The 24,332-nt window shown below is 38.3% G+C and carries 15 protein-coding genes; 7 read left to right on the top strand and 8 right to left on the bottom strand.

Features of this window, described 5'->3' with window-relative positions:
* Positions 1-4: 4 nt before the first annotated feature.
* From QM524_RS18615 to ccsA, 8 genes are all read right to left on the bottom strand, one after another.
* A complete protein-coding gene (locus tag QM524_RS18615) occupies positions 5-262 on the bottom strand; it encodes a hypothetical protein (RefSeq protein ID WP_283345727.1) in 258 nt (85 codons plus the stop codon).
* A 100-nt stretch (positions 263-362) separates the two neighbouring features.
* Positions 363-1,139 carry a GW dipeptide domain-containing protein gene (locus QM524_RS18610; RefSeq protein ID WP_283345726.1) on the bottom strand — a complete coding sequence of 259 codons (777 nt, stop codon included), beginning with the start codon at positions 1,137-1,139 and terminating at the stop codon, positions 363-365.
* A 10-nt stretch (positions 1,140-1,149) separates the two neighbouring features.
* Positions 1,150-2,802, bottom strand: coding sequence for a hypothetical protein (locus QM524_RS18605; RefSeq protein ID WP_283345725.1), 1,653 nt, complete (start codon positions 2,800-2,802; stop codon positions 1,150-1,152).
* Entirely contained in the window at positions 2,756-6,409 is a 3,654-nt protein-coding gene (locus tag QM524_RS18600) for a hypothetical protein (protein ID WP_283345724.1), read from the bottom strand. Before QM524_RS18600 ends, QM524_RS18605 begins: the two co-directional genes overlap by 47 nt.
* An 11-nt stretch (positions 6,410-6,420) precedes the next feature.
* On the bottom strand, positions 6,421-8,151 hold the full coding sequence (locus QM524_RS18595) for a cytochrome c family protein (RefSeq protein ID WP_283345723.1): 1,731 nt from the start codon (positions 8,149-8,151) through the stop codon (positions 6,421-6,423).
* A gap of 224 nt (positions 8,152-8,375) precedes the next feature.
* On the bottom strand, positions 8,376-9,692 hold the full coding sequence (locus QM524_RS18590) for an NAD(P)-binding domain-containing protein (protein ID WP_283345722.1): 1,317 nt from the start codon (positions 9,690-9,692) through the stop codon (positions 8,376-8,378).
* Between the two features lie 9 nt (positions 9,693-9,701).
* Positions 9,702-10,541, bottom strand: a complete 840-nt coding sequence (locus QM524_RS18585) for a hypothetical protein (protein ID WP_283345721.1) — start codon at positions 10,539-10,541, stop codon at positions 9,702-9,704.
* A 484-nt stretch (positions 10,542-11,025) separates the two neighbouring features.
* Positions 11,026-14,112 (bottom strand): cytochrome c biogenesis protein CcsA, encoded by a 3,087-nt coding sequence (gene ccsA / locus QM524_RS18580; protein WP_283345720.1) that lies wholly within the window; start codon positions 14,110-14,112, stop codon positions 11,026-11,028.
* A gap of 552 nt (positions 14,113-14,664) precedes the next feature.
* Between ccsA and QM524_RS18575 the strand changes: the two genes are divergently transcribed.
* From QM524_RS18575 to QM524_RS18545, 7 genes are all read left to right on the top strand, one after another.
* Positions 14,665-15,363 (top strand): response regulator transcription factor, encoded by a 699-nt coding sequence (locus QM524_RS18575; protein ID WP_283345719.1) that lies wholly within the window; start codon positions 14,665-14,667, stop codon positions 15,361-15,363.
* On the top strand, positions 15,360-16,742 hold the full coding sequence (locus QM524_RS18570; RefSeq protein WP_283345718.1) for a sensor histidine kinase: 1,383 nt from the start codon (positions 15,360-15,362) through the stop codon (positions 16,740-16,742). Before QM524_RS18575 ends, QM524_RS18570 begins: the two co-directional genes overlap by 4 nt.
* 205 nt (positions 16,743-16,947) lie before the next feature.
* A complete protein-coding gene (locus QM524_RS18565) occupies positions 16,948-17,397 on the top strand; it encodes a hypothetical protein (RefSeq protein ID WP_283345717.1) in 450 nt (149 codons plus the stop codon).
* 170 nt (positions 17,398-17,567) lie between these two features.
* On the top strand, positions 17,568-17,933 hold the full coding sequence (locus QM524_RS18560) for a hypothetical protein (RefSeq protein ID WP_283345716.1): 366 nt from the start codon (positions 17,568-17,570) through the stop codon (positions 17,931-17,933).
* 598 nt (positions 17,934-18,531) lie between these two features.
* Positions 18,532-21,699: a SusC/RagA family TonB-linked outer membrane protein gene (locus QM524_RS18555; RefSeq protein ID WP_283345715.1), complete on the top strand. Its 3,168-nt coding sequence runs from the start codon at positions 18,532-18,534 to the stop codon at positions 21,697-21,699.
* Between the two features lie 14 nt (positions 21,700-21,713).
* A complete protein-coding gene (locus QM524_RS18550) occupies positions 21,714-23,174 on the top strand; it encodes a RagB/SusD family nutrient uptake outer membrane protein (RefSeq protein ID WP_283345714.1) in 1,461 nt (486 codons plus the stop codon).
* A gap of 199 nt (positions 23,175-23,373) precedes the next feature.
* Positions 23,374-24,261 carry a DUF1684 domain-containing protein gene (locus QM524_RS18545; protein ID WP_283345713.1) on the top strand — a complete coding sequence of 296 codons (888 nt, stop codon included), beginning with the start codon at positions 23,374-23,376 and terminating at the stop codon, positions 24,259-24,261.
* Positions 24,262-24,332: the final 71 nt, after the last annotated feature.

The following is a 24,332-nucleotide window of genomic DNA, read 5'->3' as shown; positions in this document are numbered from 1 at the left end:
TTGTTCACGCACTCAAACGATATAACCTTTGCAGATTTTGAATCATGAGTATTTGTTTTGCATTGTGTGTTTGACCTACAATATTTTCGAATAACTTTTCTGCAATCATCTCTATGATTCTGGTGGAGATGGCTTCCAGCTTCTGTAATTCATCAAGACTACATCCTTTTCCATGACGACTAATTTCTTGATGTTTTACCAAGTTTAAATAGTTTTCAAAAGCCCGCATTATTTGCGCTTCATTTATTTCAAGTGGTTGCATCTTATAGAGTGGTTAGGTATCGTATCAGTACAACATGATGATTGCTAGTCATCTATAAGATGAAACTTGAATTGTAATGGTTGGGTAAAATTTAAAAAAATTACAAACTTCCGTTTTCCAAAATAATATCGTATTTATAACCTGCGCCAAAATCTTTATTCAATACCACTTTTCCTTTCATGGCAATAGTCGCACCCATCGGAATATTTTCGGTGGTAGTAATGGTAATATCACATTTTTGTCCTTTGATACTTGTGCCATCTTGGATATGTACCCAATTGAGATTCATGATTCCGTAGTTAACCTTTACCACTTTTCCTTGTACCAAAACAGTCTTTCCGTTGTATTTTTGACTATTTACCAATAAATCTTGCAAACGAATAGCATCTTTTACTGGAGCAACTTTTGTATTTGCCTCTGCTTCAATTGGTGGATGATTATGTGGCATTTCGCTGCCCATCGCACCACCTGGGTGTGCGGCTGCATCGATGATATTGGATACTAATACAATTTTGTCGAAAGTTCTATGATGCTCTTGACTTTCGAAATCGGTTTTGAGTAGCCCTCCTTGGTACAGATAGGTATTGCCAACTTTAGGTTCAAATTTGACTGTAGCGATCCAAAACTCATTATTTTTTTCCTTTACCTTCATATAGGTATAGCGTTGAGCTTGAAGTATTTCGATAGCCACCACTTCATGCATTTGATTATCGGTAGCGCTATTATTGCCAGAAGCTGGAGCTAAGGCGCTCGAACTATCAATGGTCTGAGCAGGAACTGGTTTTGTGGTATCTTCCTCAACCACTTTGGGCTTTGATTTACAGGCTACTGTAAGCGCAAGCATACAAATGACAAGGGTAGTGTTAGCGTATTTCATGATTAATCGTTTATTTCTTATTTCTAAATCTTTGAGAAAAGGTAACAAAATAGCGATGATACTTTTTATCTGGTTCAAAAGTACCCTCGTATGATAACATAATCGAGGTGCGCTTTTGTGTGTAATAACTAGTAGAAAAACCAAAGATATTTTGTTGAAGGCTTGGTTGAAAATCACTAAAGAAGGTATAATCTACTTTGCGGTATTCAAACTCAAGTGATATTTTACTTTTAAGAATATCTTGGTTCAATCTAGCAGTTAAAATATTACCATCAAAATAATAGGTATTCATCATGTTATAATTAAAATTCAGGTTAGAGCGATTGCCAAGCAATTGCGCCATATTGAGCCCAATCACATAGTTTTTAGTAGGCTCAGGTCTACTGGATTCAAAGCGATAAAATCCTGAAAAATTCCAACTCAGATAATTCGACATATTATGATTGAACTGCAAACGGTACCCTTGTCGAGTTTCTTGATTGATGAGTTGGTCGATAAACGTTCTGTATGTTTCGTAATAAATCACATTTCGACGATTGTCATAAGATGCCGTAATATTAAAACGCTTGAATGGTCGGTATCTCAGTGAGACGTATGTACTGGTAAGTTGAACATCATTAGTTTGTACATTATTGATGTTTTGATATAAATCTAGTTCCAAAGAATAAAACAGACTCATGTTCTTCACAATCGTATTATTGTGTTGTAAGTACAAAAAGCGCCTATCTACCTTGGAGGCATTGCGTTGTTCGGCTATGGCAAAACTCGTTTGAACTTGTCCGTTATCACCTTGATAATCATGTGCTACAAAAGCGCCATATTGCAACAAGGAAGGGTTGAAACTATAATCAAAAAAATCAGGAGCAAAACCAGCAAAGCCACCAAATACCATTTTTTTGTATTTATGCTCTATTTGTAATCCGTCAACAGCGCCCATATTAGAAATATAATTACTAATTTTTCGACCGAGTGTCAGGTTGGTTTTGGCATTCAATTCATAATTCAATGCAAGTGCATAGACCTTAAAATCATCGGCGAATGTTCCCGAACTGGCACTTGGTCCAAATCTTGGTCGATAGGTAATATAATTTTGGAAAGAAAACTTGCCTCCCTCAATATTATTGATGTCGAAACTTAAGGTCGTTCTTACTTGGTTGAAATTACTTTCTCCTGACCCAATATTTCCATACGACGAAACGTAAAATCGCCCATCGAAAGTTTGCTTCCGAACCGCAACAGCAGGCACAGGTTTGCTAGTTGATGAGTCTACCTGTACTGAGGTTTGGCTTTTTTCAGTTTTTAGTTCTGCAGGTTTTGGGCTCACTTTTAGGGCATATCGTACAGGAGTATTTAATGCGATGGTATTTCCAAGGATACTTTGTGTTACACAAGATTTGGAGGAAATCGCTTTTACCAACAATCCCTTTACCCATTGATTTTGAGTAAAAATTTCGAGCGTGTCATTTACCCGCAATGACTGTGCGTGATCAAAGCGAACATAAATATTTTCAGAGTTGAAATATGTGACAACTCCCTCATTGTATGTGGTTTGTGCTTTTGATTCAAAGAATGACAAAATCACAATAAAGAGATAACATAAAAGCTTGAACACTTTCCTAACTACTACCTCTCGGATGGCATGCGTAACATGAGTTGTTATCATAGCTATAGCCTCTAATTTGTCGGTGGTCTTTGTCTGTATCTGTCTTTTTGTGACAGTTTAAACAGTTGAAAATACTATAATTATTAGGAGAGGTATGACAGTCGGTACAGGTATTCCACTTGCCTTTGTGCTTGCCACTGTAAATAGGGAAATAAGACGCATCATGGTTCCAATTAGCTGGTTTCCAAGCATTTTGACTGTGGCAATCAGTGCAAGTTGTTGGAAATTGAGAGGCCGTATGACTCGGTGTTGCTCGGTTATATGCAGAAGCATGGCAACTGTAACAGCCATTATGACTATAGTTTCCACCAGCATGACAAGCAGTACAGTTAGATGCTAAGGCGGCATGAGCACCCATTAATGGATATTTTGAATTATGGTTAAAAGTACTTGGTCGCCAACTAGGATTGGTGCTATGACATGATGCACAATCTCTAGAAAGGTTGATAGCTGAGTGATTGGGACTAGCCGCCGAGTTATACGCACCACTATGACATGAGTTACAGTCAGTAGGGGTATTCTTGAATCGACCATTTGGATGACAAGAGGCACAATTTGAGGCGATATTGGCATGTGCTCCCGTCAGCGGATAATAAACATTATGATTGAAAGTACTTGGTCGCCACCCCGGATTGGTACTATGACAACTTGCACAATCTGTGGATATACCAGCCGCCTTGTGGTTGGGGTTTGCGGCGTTATTATAGGCAGCATTATGACAGCCATTACAGTCTTTTGGGGTATTCTTTACATCGCCTTTATGACAAGCTGTGCAGTTATTGGCAACACCAGCATGTGCTCCTGTTAGTGGATAATATACCGCATGGTTAAAACTGGTCGGTCTCCAACCAGCATTAGTGGTATGACAACTTGCACAATCTCTTGACAGATTGAGGGTTGTATGGTTGGGATTTGCCGACGTTTGGTAGTTAGCGCTATGACAGCCATTACAGTCTTTCGGGGTATTTTTTACATCGCCTTTATGACAAGCCGTACAATTATTGGCAACGCCAGCGTGTGCTCCTGTTAGTGGATAATACACCGCATGGTTAAAACTGGTTGGTCTCCAACCTGCATTAGTGGTATGACATGATGCACAATCTCGTGATAGATTGAGGGTTGTATGGTTAGGGTTTGCTGAAGTTTGGTAGTTAGCACTATGACAACCATTACAATCTTTCGGGGTGTTTTTTACATCACCTTTATGACAAGCTGTACAATTATTAGCAATAGCCGAGTGCGCTCCTGTTAATGGATAAATCGTACTATGGTTAAAATTGGTTGGTCTCCAGCCAGCTTTGGTGGTATGGCAACTCGCGCAATCTCTTGATAGATTGAGGGTTGTATGGTTAGGATTTGCTGAAGTTTGGTAATTAGCACTATGACAACCATTACAATCTTTCGGGGTATTTTTTACATCGCCTTTATGACAAGTTGTACAATTATTGGCAATGGTCGAGTGCGCTCCTGTTAATGGATAAATCGTATTATGGTTAAAACTCGTCGGTCTCCAACCTGCATTAGTGGTATGACAACTTGCGCAATCTCTTGAAAGATTGAGCGAAGTATGGTTGGGGTTTACTGCATTTTGATAATTGATGCTGTGACAACCGTTACAATCTTTGGGTGTGTTTTTTACATCTCCTTTATGACAAGCTGTACAATTATTGGCAATAGTTGAGTGCGCTCCTGTTAATGGATAAATCGTACTATGGTTAAAATTGGTTGGTCTCCACCCTGGTTTGGTTGTATGGCACGAAGCACAGTCTTTCGACAAGTTCATACCCACGTGATTAGGGTTCACGGCCGCTACATACTTAGCATTATGACAGCTGTTACAATCTTTTGGGGTATTGGTGTAATTTCCATTTTTATGACAATCCTTACAACTAATGGTAGCGTGAGCACCTGTAAGTGGATAAAAAGCATCATGTGCTTTAAAACTAGCAGGAGTCCAGCCTGCATTGGTGGTATGACAGCTTGCACAATCGGTACTAAAACCAGAAGTTTTGTGATTGGGACTTGTGGTCGAATTGTAATTGGTATTATGGCAACCATTACAATCTTTTGGAGTATTTTTCACATCACCTTTATGGCAAGAGGCACAATTGTTGGCAATAGCAGCGTGCGCTCCTGTCAATGGATAAAAAGTACTGTGGTTGAAACTCGTTGGTTTCCAACCACTTTTTGTCGTATGACAGGATGCACAATCTGTGGATAAATTGAGGGTATTATGGTTCGGGTTACTAGTGGATTTATAATTAGTATTATGGCATCCATTACAATCTTTTGGGGTGTTTTTTACATCACCTTTATGACATGCCACACAATTGCTTTGGATATTGGCATGTGCCCCTGTTAATGGATAATAAGTACTATGATTAAAATTGGTTGGTCGCCAACCTACCGCGGTGGTATGACACGAAGCACAGTCTGTAGACAGGTTCATGGTTTTATGACTTGGGTTGACAGACGAATTGTAGATGGTATTATGACAGCTATTACAATCTTTTGGTGTGTTGGTGTAAACGGCATTTTTATGACACTCGTTACAGCGTATATTTTTATGCCCACCCGTCAAAGGATAAAAGTTATCATGCTGAACAAATCGAGCTGGTAACCAACTAGGGTTAGTGGTATGACAACTTGCACAATCAGTAGAAAATCCTAAAGTTTGATGGTTTGGATTACTCGTTTTCTTGAAATCTGTGGCATGACAGCCATTACAATCATTGGGCGTATTGTTAAAATTTCCTCCTTTATGACAATCATAGCAATTATTGGCAATGCTAGCATGCGCTCCTGTTATTGCAAAAATCGTATTATGCGTTACAAAACTGGCTGGTTTCCAAGTGGGTTTGGTCGTATGACACGACGCACAATCATTGGAAAAGTTAAGTTTGATGTGATTGGGGTTGCTCGTTTTAGCAAAATCAGCCTTGTGACATCCCGCACAATCTTTAGGTGTATTATTGAAATTTCCTCCAATATGACATTTTTGACAATCTTTGGCAATAGCAGCATGTGCGCCAGTCAGAGGATAAATACTATTATGATCTGGGAAAAGGGCATTTTTCCAACTGGTCATGGTATTATGACACATATTACACTCAGTCGATAAATTGAGCTTAGTATGATTGGGGTTGGAGGTTTGTCTAAAATCTTTTCTATGGCAATCGACACAAGCTAAGCCTGTTGGTTTGAACTGAAGACTAGTTTCTGAAGTATGACATTTTTTACAATCAATCGTAGCATGAACTCCTGTGAGTGGAAAAGAGGTTTGTTCGTGCAATTTAGTGATGTTGCTCACCAGCCAAGACTGAGTGCTATGACAGCGGGCACAGTTATTTCCCACCGTTTGGTTGTGGCGGTCGGTGTGGCAAGAGGCACAATTTGAAGTAGCTTTTTTGAAAGTCAAGGTCGTATGACAAGCCTTACAATTGATGGCTTGATGCTGCCCCGTCAAGGCAAAGCCTGTGGCGCTATGGTTGAATTTGCTTTTTTTAGCATCAAATTTCCATCCGCCTGAATTATGACATTTGGCACAATCCATCGTAAAGTTCTTTCCATGAGGCGATTGCGCAAGTACCGCAAGCCTACCGAACATCAATAACAGAATTATAAATGACAATCTACGCATTGGTACTTTTGTATCTTAAAGAATTTAACTGAACGATTATTTACCGTAATGGTTTGCTTGTGGCATTTGTCACAGGAGACTCCCTGATGCTTACCATCTAGTTTGAAAGCAGTTTTATCATGGTTAAATAACTTGCCATCCCAAGCATTTGCACTGTGGCATCTAGCACAATCGGTAATGCCTTTTTGCTCAAACTGATTGCCATGAATATTGGCATGACAACTAGCGCATTGTTTGCTAAGTCCTTTGAATTTTTGTGTGGCAGGATTTACATTTTTATCAAAATGACAGGAGGCACACTGCGCAGTGCTATGCCCTCCTTTAAGTTCGTAACCTGTAGTTTTATGGTCAAATTTTATTTTTTGCCAACTCTCTACTTGGTGACAAGCCTCACAGGATTTTTCACCGTAATATTTTTTATCTAAAAATCCTTGATGAATATCTTCATGACAACTACTACATTGGGTATTCATTTTGGTAAAAATCCATTTAGAGTTTTGCAAATGACAAGCAAAGCAAGGTTGTGCCAAATGCGCTCCTTCGAGCTTGAAAGCACCTTTATTGTGCATCTCAATATTGAATTTGGATGGACTAAAACCTTTTTCACTATGGCAGGTGGCACAATCTGGGTACTTTTCTTTCTTGTTGGCAAAATCTCCATTATGTTTGTCGGTATGACAACTCATGCAGGTATTATGCTGAACGGGGTCGGTCAAGTCTGATTTATGGCATGATTTACAATCTATCGCTTGATGCTTTCCGACTAATGGATAGTTGGTTTTGTCGTGGTCAAATTTGCCTACGAAAGTTTTGTTTTTGAGTAAAAATGAGTGCTGGTTATGACACGACTTACAGTCATTCCCCAATTTGCCTTCATGAACATCTTTATGACAACTCGCACAAGTAATGTTTTCTTTCTTTGAAAATTCTTGAAAATTACCTGATGCACCATTCGAATTATCATGACATTTTTTACAAGAAATTTCATGATGTTTTCCTTCCAAAGCATATCCAGTTACGCTATGGTTGAACGCTCTTGTAGGAACTATTTTGTTAAATGAATCTTCAGTGTCGGTATGACAAGCTTCACAATTATTGCCAAATCTGCCTTTGTGGGCATCTTTATGACAGCTATTGCAATTGTTAAAACTCAGACCCGAGTAGCGAACAAACTTCTGATTATTGCGAGCTTCTGATTTGTGGCATGATGCGCAATCCACTGATTTGTGTGCACCTTTTAGCGCAAAATCAGCTGTATTGTGATTAAAGGCTGGTGCTTTTTTGAAAGTATTAACATCATGGCAAGAAGTACACTCTGAGGATAGTGTTTTCTGATGATAATCATCATGACAGCTCAAACATTTGGTATCGAGTCCTAAAAAAGTCTCACGACGATTTTTGACCGAGGCATCCGTAATATTATCAGCTTTATGACATTCTTTGCAGTTAACAACTTTGGTTTTATGTGCACCTTTCAACTCAAATCCTGTGAGATTATGATTGAAAGTTTTTTGGTCAAAACGCACCATATCAAAATTGGTCCCGTGGTGTTCGCTGTGACAAACAATACATTCCTTGCCACGTACCGAAGCGCTTACATGGAAGCCCTTATTTTTTGAAATTCTGCTATTAATTTCCTTGTGACAAGCCAGACATTTTTTATTGGCAACTTTATCTCCAATCGTATGACATTGCGTACAATTGGACATTCCTTCCAATTTGGCGTGCGCACTTGTCAATTTTCCTGGAGATAGTTGCCCGATAGATAGATAATGAAATAAAAACAAGAAACAATACAGCGCTATCCCAACAAAATGCCTTTCATGAAAAGCTAATTTATTGGGTAACAATTGATAAAGGATTCCTTTGGAAAGAGAAAACCTTGAAGGTAATATGTTGAAATAAGGTATAATAGTGGTAAAAGTTTGTTTTGTTATGTATGCGATTTCATGACATGACCGAACCGCTTGGTTATTTCGATTCCTATATTTTTCAAAAATTGCGTAGGCAATTCTCCTCCTGCAAAAATGAAAACTTGGTCATTAGCAATGCTTTCTTCAACTCCGTTTTTATCTAAAATAACTTCCTGGTTTTGAATAGATTTCACAACCGATTCAAACTCTACCCGAAGGATTTTTCTTTCTATTGCCCTTTGAATATTGGTAAGGTTTTTGGGTTTGAGTCGGTTAAAACTAGCGCTACGATACGACAGAATGACTCTGTTTTGTTCTGCCAAAAGCAAAGCACTTTCAATAGCCGAATCACCACCACCGACTACCAGAATATCTTTTTGCTGGATTAGTTCGGGTTCGAGTAAACGATATGCTACTTTTTCTAATCCTTCACCTTCAACTTGTAACTTTCTTGGACTACCTCTTCGACCTATGGCTAACAAAACTCTGTGCGTTGAATAGCTTTCGCCATTGTTCGTAACAATTCGAAAATTATGTCCGTCTTTTTGAATCGCTTCAACTTTGGTATTCTCGATGATTGACACTTGATTTTTCTCTAACACAGTATGCCAAAGTGTAAGCAATTCGCTTTTGCTGGTTTCTGACAATTTTACTTTACCATGTCCAGGCAAATCCATCGCCGAAGTCATTACTACTTTTGCTCTTGGAAAATTGAACACTGTACCTCCAAGCGAATCTTGTTCTAGCGTCAATGCTTTGAGATTCATTTGTTTGGCTTGTAAACTTGCCGATATTCCCGCTGGACCAGCACCAATAATGATTAAATCATATTCAGCCCCATGATTCGTTTGGATGCTTTTAGCAATAAACTCGGTGGCTTGCTTGCCTTGTTCAACGCTATTTTTGATAAGTCCCATGCCACCCAATTCTCCCGCAATAAAGATTCCTTTGACATTGGTTTCAAAGCTTTGAGAAACATGTGGTAACTCTACACCCCGTTTTTCGGTACCAATTTTTAAGGAAATCGCCTCAACAGGGCAAGCATGAAAGCAAGCACCGTGACCAATACAGCTCGAAGCGTTGACCAATTGAGCACGTCCATTGACAATACCCAAAATGTCTTTTTCGGGACAAGCTGTTACGCAAGCACCGCTACCAATGCAGGCATTCGGGTCGATAAATGGATAGAGCGATACAGGTTCGTGCACGCCATCGATTTTGGCTTGCTCGATTTTGGCTTGTACCTTTTTTCCTTTTCTGGATTGTACCCATAAGTAGCCTCCAAAAATGAGTGCACAGAAGGCAAAGACGCCTCCATACACGATAATTTCCTCCATATTCATAGCCTAAAAAATCCATTTATAGCCAAACGCAATCGTAACTCCAACGTGTATCACCATGATTACTAGCATGATAATCGCAAAAGGTAAGTGTATGATATGCCAGTAATGAAAGAGTTTTTGCATGAGCGCTAACCTCTCAATTTTGCGACTCATTCCTAATTCAAACTGGACTAATTGAGCTATTTTCGTAATCTGATTTTTGCTTAAGCCATTGGCTTTTAGCTGATTTTTTAATTGGCTTAGATAAATTAAATCGGTAAAATATTGAAGGAATAGATTGGATTTGCGTTCAGAAGATGTACCCAAAATTTCGTTCAAATCAATTCCTTTTACTCCTTCTTTTAATTGTTCAATGGTTTCGTTTTGTAGAATTTTGATTTCGTGAAGAGACAGTTCTCGTCCTTGAATAGTTCGGGGAATTTGCAGGTAAATGAATCGCCCTGCTACACCACTAGCCACCACTGCTACCATACTCCAAAAACTAACAGACACAATGCCGCCAAATTTGAATGAAGTATGAAACAAAATCATAACAGGCCCGAGGGTACATAAGAAGATATGAAATTCTAACCAATGTTTGAGCACCCAAACCTTGGAAAGTACTTTCATGTATTTGCGTGCTTGGTAGCCAAAAACACCTATTAAAATCAAAAGCGTACCTACAATTCCGAGTGTATGACCCATGATACCACTGGGCTTAAATGCCTTGTGGTCAGGATGATAAAATCGTTCTTCTAAGGAAGTTTGATAATAGGATTTTCCCACCAAACTCAAATAAATAGTTGTTAGGAGGACAATGAAAACCATTGTCCCAATATAAATTCTGTGTGCTGTTCTAGACATTTTCTAATTTAGTTAGGTACGAAAAGTCTATTAAGTACAATGACTCAAGATTTTTTATAAATTTTAAAACGGACTATAGTTCTTGAAATCAGGTACTTAAGTATAATTGATGGTTAAGTAATAATGCAAAATAAATTTGTTGCGCCTTCGGCTGTCAGCTTTGGGCAGTCGTCAAAATGTTTCTATGGTTTTTAAGAAATATATTCTAGCTTTTAGTCTATTGCTCAGAGCATAATGCTTGCTGCCGACAAAGTGAATTTAATGTATTCTTCTTATTCGTGCAATCACATTATGGGGTGATATGATTGAGAATAGTTAAGTTGGCACGCAAAATAATATTTAATTTTTGAGCTTTCGTTTTTCAGCTCAGGGCATTCGAAAAAAGCGTATCTATCGTTACTAAAAAACATATTTAAACTCTTTGCCTAGTGCCTGTTGCCTTGTGCCTAAAACACAAAAATCAAATCTAATTCTGCATGAATACTTATTTACTAAATAATTTTTTGTACTTGATAAACGAAAATATGCTTAAAAGGGTCAGTACTATCACGGTGTAGTAGACTGAAGGAGGGATAGGGACAGGGTCACCTGCCGCATAGGAATGAAGGCCAGACAAATAGTAGTTAACTCCCAAGTAGGTCATAATTACCGTGCCAAAACCAAACAAAGCCGCAAAATGAAAAGCATATAATCCCTGTAATTTTGGAATAAAGCGCATGTGCAAGATGAATGAGTACACCAAAATGGTAACGAGTGCCCAAGTTTCTTTGGCATCCCAACCCCAATAGCGTCCCCATGATTCGTTGGCCCATACACCTCCCAAATAAGTTCCAATGCTAATCATGGCTAATCCACTCAGCAAAATAATCTCGCTGATAACGGTTAATTCTTTGATGGTTTTGAGGATATTTTCTTTATTATTTGAGTTGGCAAAAATCATTAATAACAAATTGAGCATTCCTACCACAGCACCCAATAACAAGAATCCATAGCTTCCTGCTTCGAGCGATACGTGGATGGTCAACCAATAGGATTTGAGTACGGGTACCAATGGCGTAATTTCAGGATCGAGCCAGCTCATACTTGCTACCAATAAAATCGTCGCAGCCAAAGTGGTTGTGGCGGCCAATCCTCCCAATGATTTTCTGGAAAATAAAATTCCTGCTAAAGTCGTAGTCCAACCTATATAAATCATGGATTCGTACCCGTTACTCCAAGGCGCTCGTCCTGAAATATACCAGCGTAATCCGAGCCCTAAAGTATGAAAAAATAACCCTACAAATACAATCCAGAAAGAAATCGAAGTGATTTTGGATTGTATTTTTACTTTTTTTACGGTTACAAATAAAAAGGTAAAGGTTAGAACCAAACTTAGAATTCCGTAGAAATTTCGAAGTCGGTTAAAAACATCTAGTTTATTCAGAAATAATTCGGATTCAAGTTTGGTTTCAGAAGGAACCAAGTCGCCACCAGTTATGGTTTGATAAGCTCTAATTTTTGCCAAAACTCCTGTTGCCTGACTAAAATCTTGGTGATTCACACCTTCATTTAATGCTTGAAAATACGATGTCAATAATTGCTGTGCATCCGAATTACTAGTATTGGCTACTTGGTGATTGTGCATAACATCAGGCAATGACAACCAAGTATTGGTGCTATCTTGTTTTTGAGGAAAAATTCTGATTAACGTTCCCGAAAAGACCATATTCATAATATTGACCTTTTCATCTAGTTTGATGACCGCTTTTTCAAAAGTTCCTTGGTCTTTTGGCATCATAGCCTGTGCTTGTCTTACGGCATCTTCAAGCAAGTATTTTCCATCTGCCGAAAAGAACGATACATAACTTAGCGTATTAGCATCGGTTTTCAATATTTTTTTCAGCTCTGGATGGTCAGGTACTTGAATGATACTTTCTTTTTCCCATTGTCCAGGGAAAAGCAACATTGATAATAAAACCTGATCAGAACTCAAATCTCCAATCGATGATTTTTTAGCAACTTTTCGTAAGATTTCACTGCTATGCGTATTCATTGGTTTGATACGACCGTTGAAATCTTGGACAAATAATTTTCCAAATTCTGCAGCATGATCGGCAGGAATTGGCGAAGTTGCATCAGCATAAACTGCTCCAACCGAACTCAAGGAAAGCAAGCAGAATATAATGACCGATTTTTGGTAATCTTGAAGTTTTTTAATCAATTGCGTAAAACGACTATTCTTCATAAAGAAGGTCATCACCATTCCGATGGTTAGTAAGAAATAGCCCAAATAAGAGAATAGCGTGCCCCAATAATCGTGGTTAACGCTCAGATAAGTTCCTAATTCGTCATTATCATAAGAAGATTGGAAAAAACGATAGCCGTCATAATCCAAAATATGATTCATGTAAATTCTGATATCCTGATTCACATGGTTGGCTTGGTCGATAAGTTTTACTTCACTGGCATACGAAGAAGGGTTTTCTGTGCCAGGGTATTTTTCTAGCTCAAAATCTTTACACAATAACGAAAAGGGAAGTACTTCCTGTTTTGAGCCGTAACTAATTGACACATTGGTGTTTCCAAATGTCAAAACCTGTGGCTCACCAGCTTCTCCCTTACGACCAGTAACCATCACTCTTTGGGCTTGTCCGTTGACTTTTACGGTCATATTGAGCCCAACCATGCTTTCATTTTTGATTTTTTTCGAAGAAGATTCAATAGAAACAATTCCTTTTGAGACAAAATCTCCAATCACAAAATTACTTCCACCAACACTATATAAGGAACGCAAACGCAAAGGATATTTTCCACCAGCTTGTAGGGTATCTTGCTTTTGGGTTGCCATAACAGTTTGACTTACTGTTTGGTTGACAGAAAAAGATAAAGTGTCTGCTTCCAAGAAAACATTAAAGGCATTTGGTAAAACCTGATTGGTGAAATTGAAATCAACGCCATTGATTTGCATTTGCTCACCTTGTTTTACAAAATATTCCTCACGACCGCCTGCACCAGCTACCACTACTTTTATCATGGCTTTGCCATTGGGACTATCTATCGCTTTTTGGACAGGGTTTGGAATAAAATTATCAAGATTGACTTCCAGCAAATTATTTCCAACTTGATAAGAATTACTAAAAGAGTTATTGCCTAAAGAAGAGAAAAAGACAGGCTCGTCAAAAGAATATGATTTGTCATTTTGTTGAACTTTAAAAATCAAGAACGTTTCGGCAGACAAATAGGTATTCGAAGTTTGTCCCTCACGAATATGCATCATGCCTTCTGTGCCGAAGTAACGAGTAATACCAGCCCCAATCAAAATCACAATAATGGCCAAGTGAAAAGTAAGCGAGCCCCATTTTTTGAGCTGTATCAGCCTGTAGCGCTGAATGTTGGCAAGAATAGAAGCACTGAACAAGAATAACAAAATTTCAAACCAAAGACTTCTGTAAATAAGTGCTTGAGCAGAACTTGTTCCAAAATCATTCTCTATAAAAGTACCCACACCAATGGCAATAGCAAAAAGTAATAGATATGCACCAGCAGCTCTAGTAGAAGTAAGTGTGTTCAATATATTTCTAATAATGTTCATTGTAGTTAGGATATGCTAAAATCTGGACCTTATTGTATCATAATTATTTTGTAAATGTACTTCGTGTCTTTGATTTTATCTACAAATTCTGATGAATTCTAATTTCTTCCCGTACGTACAGCCAATTCGCGAAAGCATCATATTTTATCTGTTTCGCAAACCAGTGCTTTATACCTAGATGGAATAGCGAATAAAATGGTTGGGTGAAGGGATAATTTTTTAAAAAAAAATTACTCAGTCATAATTAAGTCTTGGACTTATCTATTAAAAACAGTTTGTTTGGAGCATCTCTAGCAAGCTTAGTTGAAGACTATTTGCTTTGCATGTGCATAAACTTATCTTTGTGCTTTGGTACTTTTAGGCTATTAGCTTGAAAAATGGACACCCAATAGCTAAAAATTAGTAACAGGAATAATTATATTACCAATATATCGGTGATAAACTGTGATAGTATCTTGTTGATTATGAATATAACCCAATAACTGATACACGATTAACTATTAACTTCTTTTACCTAATTAGTACCAAATACCACATAGAAAAACAAAAATTATGAAACGTATTTTGCTGATTGAAGACGAAATCAGCGTTGTTACATTTATTAAAAAAGGGCTTACAGAAGAAGGATATGAGGTTTCGGTTTCGCTCACTGGCGAAGTGGGATTTCAGATGGCATCGTCTTTTCAATACGATTTGATTATTCTCGACATCATGTTGCCTGACAAAAATGGCTTGGAAGTTTGTAAAGCTATTCGTCAAAATAATGTAAAAACGCCCATACTATTCCTGACAGCTTTGGGAACAACCGAAAACGTTGTTATCGGGCTCAATTCAGGGGCAGATGATTATTTGGTAAAACCTTTTAAGTTTATAGAACTCCACGCACGCATCAATGCCTTGATTCGTCGCAATGAACAGAGTGGCTCTGATGATTCACAGTCGCCACAGCATATCTATCAAATCGATGATTTGGTGATCAATGATGACTCAAAAATCGTAACCCGCAATAACGAAAGTATTACGCTCACTGCCACAGAATATCGTTTGCTCCTAGCCTTGATTCGTAACCGAGGTAAAGTGTTATCTCGTTTGGATTTATTGGAAAGTGCATGGGATATCAATTTCGATTTGGGAACAAATCTGGTCGATGTTTATATCAATTATTTAAGAAAAAAGATTGATGCACAGTCACCCAACAAGCTTATTCATACCGTTGTAGGAATGGGATATGTCCTAAAAGTTAAGTCATGAAAACACGTACCAAAATGGCAAGCATCTTTTTTACAAGTTGTTTGCTTATTATCTTATTGCTTGGTGGAGCGGTTTATTATTCTTTCGATAAATATTCGCACGTGGATTTTGACAAGCGTGTACAAACGCGTGCCATTATTGCGAGTAAATATTATTTAGAAAAGGATACTAATAAGTCGGAGGCTTATAAGATGATTCGCGAGCAGTTTTTTGAAAAACTGCATAAAGAAAAGGAAATGGTGATTCAGCTAGAGCCTAATATAAGTTTTGACTCCTATGCTAATAAATACCATCTGCCAGAAGAACTTCTATTTCAAGTAAATACAAAAGGGAAGGCAACCTTAAGAGATGGTGATGTGGTATATTCAGGTCTAAAATACAAGCAAGGCAATAAGACTTCAATTGTGGTGGTGTCTGCCGAAAATTATTTTACAGCTCACCACCTAAGTTATCTGAGAAATGTACTATTAATTGCTATTGCGCTAGGAACTTTGTTGACCCTCTATGTTTCGATATATTTTTCGATTCATATTTTCGATCCTGTTAAGCAGATTACATATAAGGTGCGTCAAATAAGTACCGATAATATCCACTTACGACTCGAAGAACCAACAAACAACCATGAGATTGGAGAACTGGCAAGTACTTTTAACCAGTTGTTAGACCGACTAGAAACGGCTTTTGAAATACAGAAAAACTTTATCAGTAACGCCTCTCACGAACTCGGAACGCCCCTCACCGTTATCATAGGCGAGGCAGATTTAGCCCTGAGAAAGCAACGATCTTCTGAAGTTTATCAAGAGGCAATACAAAATATTTTAGCGCAAGCCGAGCGATTAGACCATATCACCAAGTCTTTACTTTTCTTAGCGCAAAGTGGTTATCAGGGCGATAAACCAACGCGTGAAATCGTTCGCACAGACCAGCTACTCTGGGATGTAAAAGAAACTTTTGACAAGCTTTCTCCAAAAAATCATATAATTATCGACTTGAACGAAGTCCCCGAAGATCCTAAAAGACTGAAAGTCATGGGTAATAGGCAACTATTATTGGTGGCATTTTCAAATATTATCGGAAATGCCTGCAAATATTCTCACAACAAACCCGTAACAATTTCAATTAAAGCTACTGATTCGGAGGTAATTATGGTGATAAAAGACCAAGGAATCGGTATTCCTGAAGAAGAAATTTCTCAGATTTTTAATCCTTTCTTCAGAGCGTCAAATACCCAACTTTTTGAAGGTTATGGGATTGGTTTACCACTTTCCAGAAATGTTATTAAAATGCATAATGGACATTTACAGGTCGACTCACAGGTTGGTGTTGGCACTACGTTTACCATTCGCTTTCCTCATATTTTGGCTAATAAGACTATGTAAGCATTCAGCTTTGGGCATTCAGCGGTCAGCAAAAAATGAACGACCAAAGCTGACCGCCAAATACCTACTAATCAAAAATCCGAAATCAGATATCTGAAATCCACAATCCCCAATCATCTCCCTTTTCTTTAATCCCTTTCTAATACCACTCTTAACCAGCACTAATACCGTTTGATGAAGTTTGTATAAATAATCTTGAAACTTTATGCAAAAGAATATCAGACTTCTTATTCCTGTAGATTTTACGAATACTACCCTTGAGACCATTGAGTGGGCGCTATCCGTTTTTGATGAAAATCCTGTAGAAATAGTCTTGCTATTGGCTCGTGAAATGGAATATTCTATCACTGAAATGATTTTGTATAGACCAAAGCCTTTCCTCGACGAAGTATTTACGACCAACTTCAAAGCTTCTATTGCTGAGCTTAGTCAGATGTACACGAATACTTTAGCAAAAATTCATGTAGAAGTATTTCACGGAAACACCGTGCAAGCCATGAAGAATTTTCTAGAAATACATACGATTAATTGTATTTGTTTGCCACCGTTAGGTTTGTATAAACCCGTAAAAGATAGTTTTGACCCTAGAAAATTGCTACAAAAGTCTAATATATCGGTTATCGAAATGCCATTATATGCCTCTGTAGCGGTCTGATGCCTTTTTAGCCTTTGTTGGAGTTATCTCCACCAACTGTGCGCCAGCCACAAATCTGTTACCTTATGACCTTATTACTCGCCGTACTCGATGGAGAAACTCCAACGAGTACGGCATAATTATTGACAGAGATTCAAGGTTTACCTATTAAAATATAACTAAACACAGCCATGAAAATTAAAAGATTACTAATGTTCACTCTATTAATATTGGTATCATTTGCTTGTTCAAAGCAAGATATTGTCAATGATACTGTGTGCGGGGTTATAAACCCTGTAACAAACCTTCCTTGGTTAAAGGAGTTTACTGAGAAAATGCAAAAAGGTGATTATGGAGATTGTAGTAGGTGTGTGATGTATTTGGAAAAATATAATTTACGTGATATTCTTGTTGTAGAGAATTTTCCTGACAATTGTGTTTTGTGCGAAGTTAGGGAATGCGATGGCACTTATGTGAAATTTAAGGACTTTGAGGAAAATCAAAATTTTATCAATAATTTAAGAAAGGATAAAATTATTTGGAAATATAAGATTTGAAAAAATCATTACAGCCTTTGGTGGAGTTATCTCCAACAAACTGGCGCCAGCCACAAACCCGCTAATTTGTGCTCCCAATACTTGGCTTGTGGCTAACGCCAGACTCGTTGTGGACAACTCCAAAGATGGCAGAATTTACAAAAAACTTACATTCACAATTCACAACTCATCATTCTGCATTAACATGACAGTTGTAATATTTGAATTTATTTTTGAATAATACTCCTAAAATAAAGTAATTTCTAAATTTTTTTAAGAAAAGATTTGGGTGTGAGTAATTCATATAACATATTTGCATATAAAATCTATAGTTTTAATAGATTAATATATTTCTCCAAAGAACAAAACCCTCAATTATAAGTAAGTGAGCAAAATTTGATTTAAGTATTGTGTTTTAGGCAACAGGCACTAGTCGATGAGTTTTAAAATGTTTTTAACAACTACAGACATGCTTTTTTCTAATGCCCCGAAGGCCGATACCTGAAAGCTCAAAGCTTAATAATAAATAGTTTTCAGGCTGATGCGCAAAGTCTGTAGACAGGATAACTATGCTCTAATTTTTTGAATTACATTGTTTACAAATCAACAAAAGACCATTATGCGAAATAAATTTTTACTATTGCTACTCTTTTTTAGTATCACTTGGCAGGTCTGGGCACAAACCGAGCCTATCACAGGTGTTGTAAAGGAGCGCTCAACTGGACAGACTTTACCAGGGGTTTCGGTGAGCATCAAAGGTACTACACAGGGGGGTGTAACGGATGCTAACGGACGTTTTAAGATTAATGCCAAAAAAGACCAAACATTGGTTTTCTCATTTATCGGATTTGGGGTCATTGAAAAAAAATTAATCAATAACTCTATTTTGTCTATAGAATTAACAGAAGAAAATAAAGAACTTACCGAAGTACGAGTAATTGGTTATGGAACACAAACCAAAGCGGAGTTTACGGGTTCCGCTGTACGTGTTGGTGGCGAAGTCATTAAAGAACAGCCCGTACAAAGCTTTGATCAAGCGTTGCAAGGTCGTGCTGCTGGGGTGAATATCGCTCAGCCCAATGGCGTTTTGAACAACCCTCCAGTCATTCGTATTCGTGGGGTTAACTCTATCTCTTTGAGTTCGTATCCCTTGGTAGTGGTAGATGGAATACCAATTAATACAGGTAACGTATCAACTTCAACCGCTGTGCCAAATAACCCACTTGGCGACATTAACCCTGCTGATATTGAGTCGATTGACGTATTGAAAGATGCTGCATCTACTTCTATTTATGGCTCTAGAGCTGCCGCAGGGGTATTGTTGATTACTACCAAAAGAGGAAAATCTGGCAAAGCCAAAATCAACTACGAAGTATGGACAGGCTTCTCTGACGTAGTTCGTTTACCCGAAGTTTTGAACGCAGAGCAATATATCGCCATTAAAAATGAAGCGGTATTAAATGCTAAAATTTTAGGAGGAAATCAAAACAATAGCTCTGTAGCATCGGCTTTGTTTTTCCCAAATTATGATGCCAACAATCGAGCGATAGATACTCGTTGGTATGATTATATTTATCAAAGAGGTACGTCACAAAGCCATAATTTGAGTGTATCTGGTGGGAATAATGGTACTACTTATTATTTTTCTGCCAATTTTACAGACCAAAAAGGCTTTTTGGTAACCAACGAATTTAAGCGTAAAGCGCTTCGTTTTAACATTGATCAAGAAGTAAATTCTTGGTTGAAATTGAAAGGTGGTATTTCTTACAACACTAGTTTCAACCAATCGCCTTATGCTGGTTCACTAGCAAACTCTAGTTTCTTTTTAGTTGGTGCTGCTCGTTTGGCCGTTGCTTTACCTCCAAACGTCCCTGCTTTCAATGCTGATGGTTCTTATAATATCAACCCTTCGAGCCCGAATACTATTGGCATGGGCAACAACCAAGTGGTAAGTAACTGGGGAAATCCAGTAGCCTTGTTGAATGAAAATAATTACACATCTACCAATGACCGTGTAATTGCTAATATTTCGGCAGTGGCGAAGTTATATAAGAACTTAGATTTTACGACGACGTATGCTGTAGACCGTTTACGTACAGATACTTATAGCTACGATAGTCCAATCCAAGGAAATGGGTATTCGAGTAAAGGAAATGCTGCCAATGTTACGGCTATTCGCGATAACTGGAACTGGACAAATACCCTTAACTATTCAACTACTTTGTTTGATAAACATAGCCTTTCGGCTTTGGTAGGTTACGATATTCAAAAACTGACCTATAATTCTTGGGGAGCTTCACGTACACAAAGTGCAGATCCATATTTTGAAAATTACCAAGGAAACTGGGGTGCTATTTCGGCGACAGGAAATGATATTAGTGAGAAAACATTCTTGTCATTTTTCTCTCGTTTGAGTTATGATTATAACAAAAAGTATTTCCTAACTTTCAATTTCCGTCGTGATGGAAACTCTGCTTTGGGTGCTGGTAAGAAATATGGAAACTTTGGTGGTGTGTCTGGTGGTTGGGCTTTGTCGGAAGAAGATTTTTACAAAAATGCAAGTCTCGCTTCTGTATTGTCAAATATCAAAATTCGTGCAAGCTGGGGACGTGTGGGTAATGGAAACCTAAGTGACGCTTTCAGTTCACTAGAATTGTACAGCGGCTCATTGTATGGAAGTGTGCCAACTTGGTCGCTGTCGCAGGCTGGTAACCCTAATTTAGGATGGGAAACTAGTAACCAAACCAATATCGGTGCCGATTTAGGTTTGTGGAACAACCGTGTACAGGTAGAGTTAACGTATTTCAATAATGACGTGAATGGCTTGATTTTGAGTGCACCACAGGCAGTGTCGAAAGGCATCCCTGGCAATGCTATCTTAGGAAACGTTGGTTCGATGTATAACCGCGGTGTGGAATTGGGAATCAATGCGACTGTTTTGCAAAAAGGTAATTTCTCATGGAATACCTCTTTAAACTTGACAACTATTCAAAACAAAGTAACGGCTTTGGCAGAAGGTAATACCGATATTGTTGGTACAACTCACGTATCTTACGAAACCACCAACGTAACCAGAGTGGGCTATTCAGTAGGTAGTTTGTATGGTGCCAAAACGGCGGGTGTGAATCCAGCCAATGGTCGAAGAATATTTATTAATGCCAAAGGAGAACAAGTACAATACAGTCAGGTAGTTGCCCCAGGGGAAAGTCAGTGGACTTATCTGACGGGTGAAAAAGCGCCAGCTATTACAGGTGCTGACTATTATTTGCTTGGAAATACTTTACCAACTTGGTATGGTGGTTGGTCTAATAATTTCAAATACGGAAACTTTGACTTAGGCTTCAACCTTTCGTTTTCGGGTGGAAACTATATTCAGAATGGTACACGTGCTACCTTGCTAGACCAACGCGCATACAATAACTCTACAGAAATTTTGACTCGTTGGCAAAAACCTGGAGATATCACCGATGTACCACGATTGGTGTACAACGACCAAACGTCGAGTGGTTCTTCATTCCCAATTTCTGGAAATGTTCAAAAAGCAGACTTCCTTCGCTTGCAGAACCTCTCATTGGGCTACCGAGTGCCAAGTGCTTGGTTGGGCAAAACAGGTATTGCTTCGGTGCGACTATTTGCTCAAGGCTCAAACCTTTTCCTAATCACAGGGTATAAAGGAACAGACCCAGAATCATCGGTAAATGGTAACTCTAATACGACGCCAGGCGTAGAGAAAAACTCTGTAGGTCAGGCACGTACATTTACTTTCGGTATCAATGTTGGATTTTAAGAAATAGAGAAAAGATGAAAATTTTGAAAAATAATCATATATCAAAATGGGGACTTGCCCTTGGTTTAGGAACCCTATTAGTAAGCACCAGCGCCTGCGACGACCAAAAATATTTGAATCCAACGCCTGCAACAGCTATTAGTGGGACAAATGCTTTTGATACTCCTGACAGAGTGTTAGGACTTGTAAACGGTATATATAAAGCGATTAAAAGTGCCAACTTTTATGGAGGTAACTATTATACCTATACCGAAGCTCGTGGCGAAGAATTTATCAATCGAACGAGCAACACCTTTACTGCTTATGAAGCGTGGAATCAGACCCTCAACGCTGGATCTAACTTTGTAGCGGGTTTTTGGGCAGCAGGGTATACGGCTATCAACAATGCCAATATCGTCATTCAAGGTTTAGCCGACCATCCAAATGTAGTAAATGCTACCTTAACTAAACAATATATTGCCGAGGCGAAGTTCTTGAGAGCGTTGAGTTATTATTCATTGGTTACTTTGTATGCTCGTCCATACAACGAAAATCAAGGTGCTTCGCCTGGCCTACCATTGCGTCTAAAAGCTGAAACCAATACTGCTAATAATGACCTCAAACGCAGTACTGTAGCAGAAGTTTATGTTCAGATTATCAAGGATTTAGATGAAGCTGAAGCAGACTTGCCTTTAAACTATTCAACCAGCTTGTTGAATACCACACGTGCGCATCGCAATACAGCGATTGCCCTCAAAACTCGTGTGTATCTCAACGCTGGGAATTATGCCAAGGTAATTGAGGAAGCTAAAAAAATTGTTTCTACTTCAACTCCTTTTGCAGCAACTACAGGTGTGGCGCATAAATTGCAAAACATTGTCGAAATCTTCACAACGAATTACACTTCAACTGAATCTATACTGTCGGTACCAATGACAGAACTGGACAACGTGACTGGTCAATCATCGTTTCCTTATGTCTTCAATGCCAATGCTGAGTACAACTTAAATCCCAACGGCATTTGGGGCAATACCGACTGGCGCTCTAGCGATTTGCGTAGAACTTTTGCCCGTACTTCTTCTGGTTTGTATTTTATCACCAAGTACAGCAAACCGTCTCCATTTCTGGACTACTTACCTATTATTCGCTATGCCGAAGTCTTGTTAAACTACGCCGAAGCCGAGGCTCGTGTGGGAGATATTACTAAAGCTACCGAATTGTTGAAAGCAGTACGCAATCGCTCAGACGCTACTTATTCTTTTGCTGAAAGTGCCGTATCAAGTCGCACGGCTTTGCTAAGTACAATTTTGAAAGAACGTCGTATCGAGCTTATTGGAGAAGGATTCCGTTCGAATGATCTACTTCGCAATCTGTTGCCATTACCAGCCAAAGCTAGTAGTGTATTGACGGCGCCTGAGGTGCTACCTTCTCAGAGTAATTATATTTTTCCATTACCAAACGTAGAAATTATCACAAATAAATTATTACTTCAATAAATTTATAGTGAGATATAGTGGGCTGTGAATGAATGATTTATGGCTATTATAGATTTGGGATTTCTGATTTCAAAAATAAAGTATAAATCAGGATGTATTTCTGAAATCAGGAATCCTCAATAGCCAGAAAACATTTGTAAAGGACTAACTTGATGTTCAAGAATCATAACCCACTTTATCTCCATTAAAAAATCTAATTATGAAAAAAATACTTTTAGCAGTAAGTACCCTATTGAGTTTAGGGTTTTTGAGTTCGTTTGTTGAAACAAATGACAATAACTACGAAGCCGAGGTAAAGCAATGGCAACAAAAGCGTATTGAAGGTCTGAAAAGAGAAGATGGCTGGCTAAATTTAGCTGGTCTTTTTTGGTTGAAAGAAGGAGAAAATACCATCGGAGGAAGTGATAAAAATGCCATTAATTTCCCGAAAGAACATAGTGCAGATTTTGTCGGAAAGGTGATTTTAAAAGAGGGTAAAATAAGTTTTGTAGCTGCCAAAGGAGCAAAAGTATCCCTTGATAATCAGGAGATAAGCAATGCAGAAGTATTTCCCTATCAAGGCAAACCCATTGTGCTGGCGCATCAGTCACTTCGTTGGTTTATCATACAACGAGGCGATAAATATGCTATTCGCTTGAGAGATTTGGAAAGTCCTTTTCTGAAAAGTTTTACAGGAATTCCTACTTTTCCGATTGATCCAACATGGCGTGTAAGAGCCAAATTTGTGCCTACAGAAGGTCGTAAGCTCAAAATTATTGATATTACAGGACGAGCTTATGAGCAGGATTCTCCTGGGAAATTAGTTTTTTCGGTAAACGGCAAAGAATATACGCTAGAGCCAACAGGAACGCCCAAACACCTAAGTTTAGTGTTCGGAGACTTGAGTAATAAACATGAAACTTACGGCGCTGGTAGATTTTTGGAGGTAGAAGGTCCTGATGCTGAGGGATATACCTTTATTGATTTTAATAAATCTTATAACCCTCCATGTGCCTTTACACCATTTGCAACTTGTCCTTTACCTACCAAAGAAAATAAACTTGAAGTCGCAATTTTAGCGGGCGAAAAGAGAGTAGGGGAGCATTGATTTTTTTGGGGAGGGGATAGGGTATAGGCAAAGAGGCAATAGTTTTATACTTACTATTGCCTCTTTGCCTA

The sequence above is a fragment of the Flectobacillus roseus genome, assembly GCF_030056595.1.
Classification (GTDB): Bacteria; Bacteroidota; Bacteroidia; order Cytophagales; family Spirosomataceae; genus Flectobacillus; species Flectobacillus roseus.
This window is presented reverse-complemented; position numbering and strand designations above follow the sequence as displayed.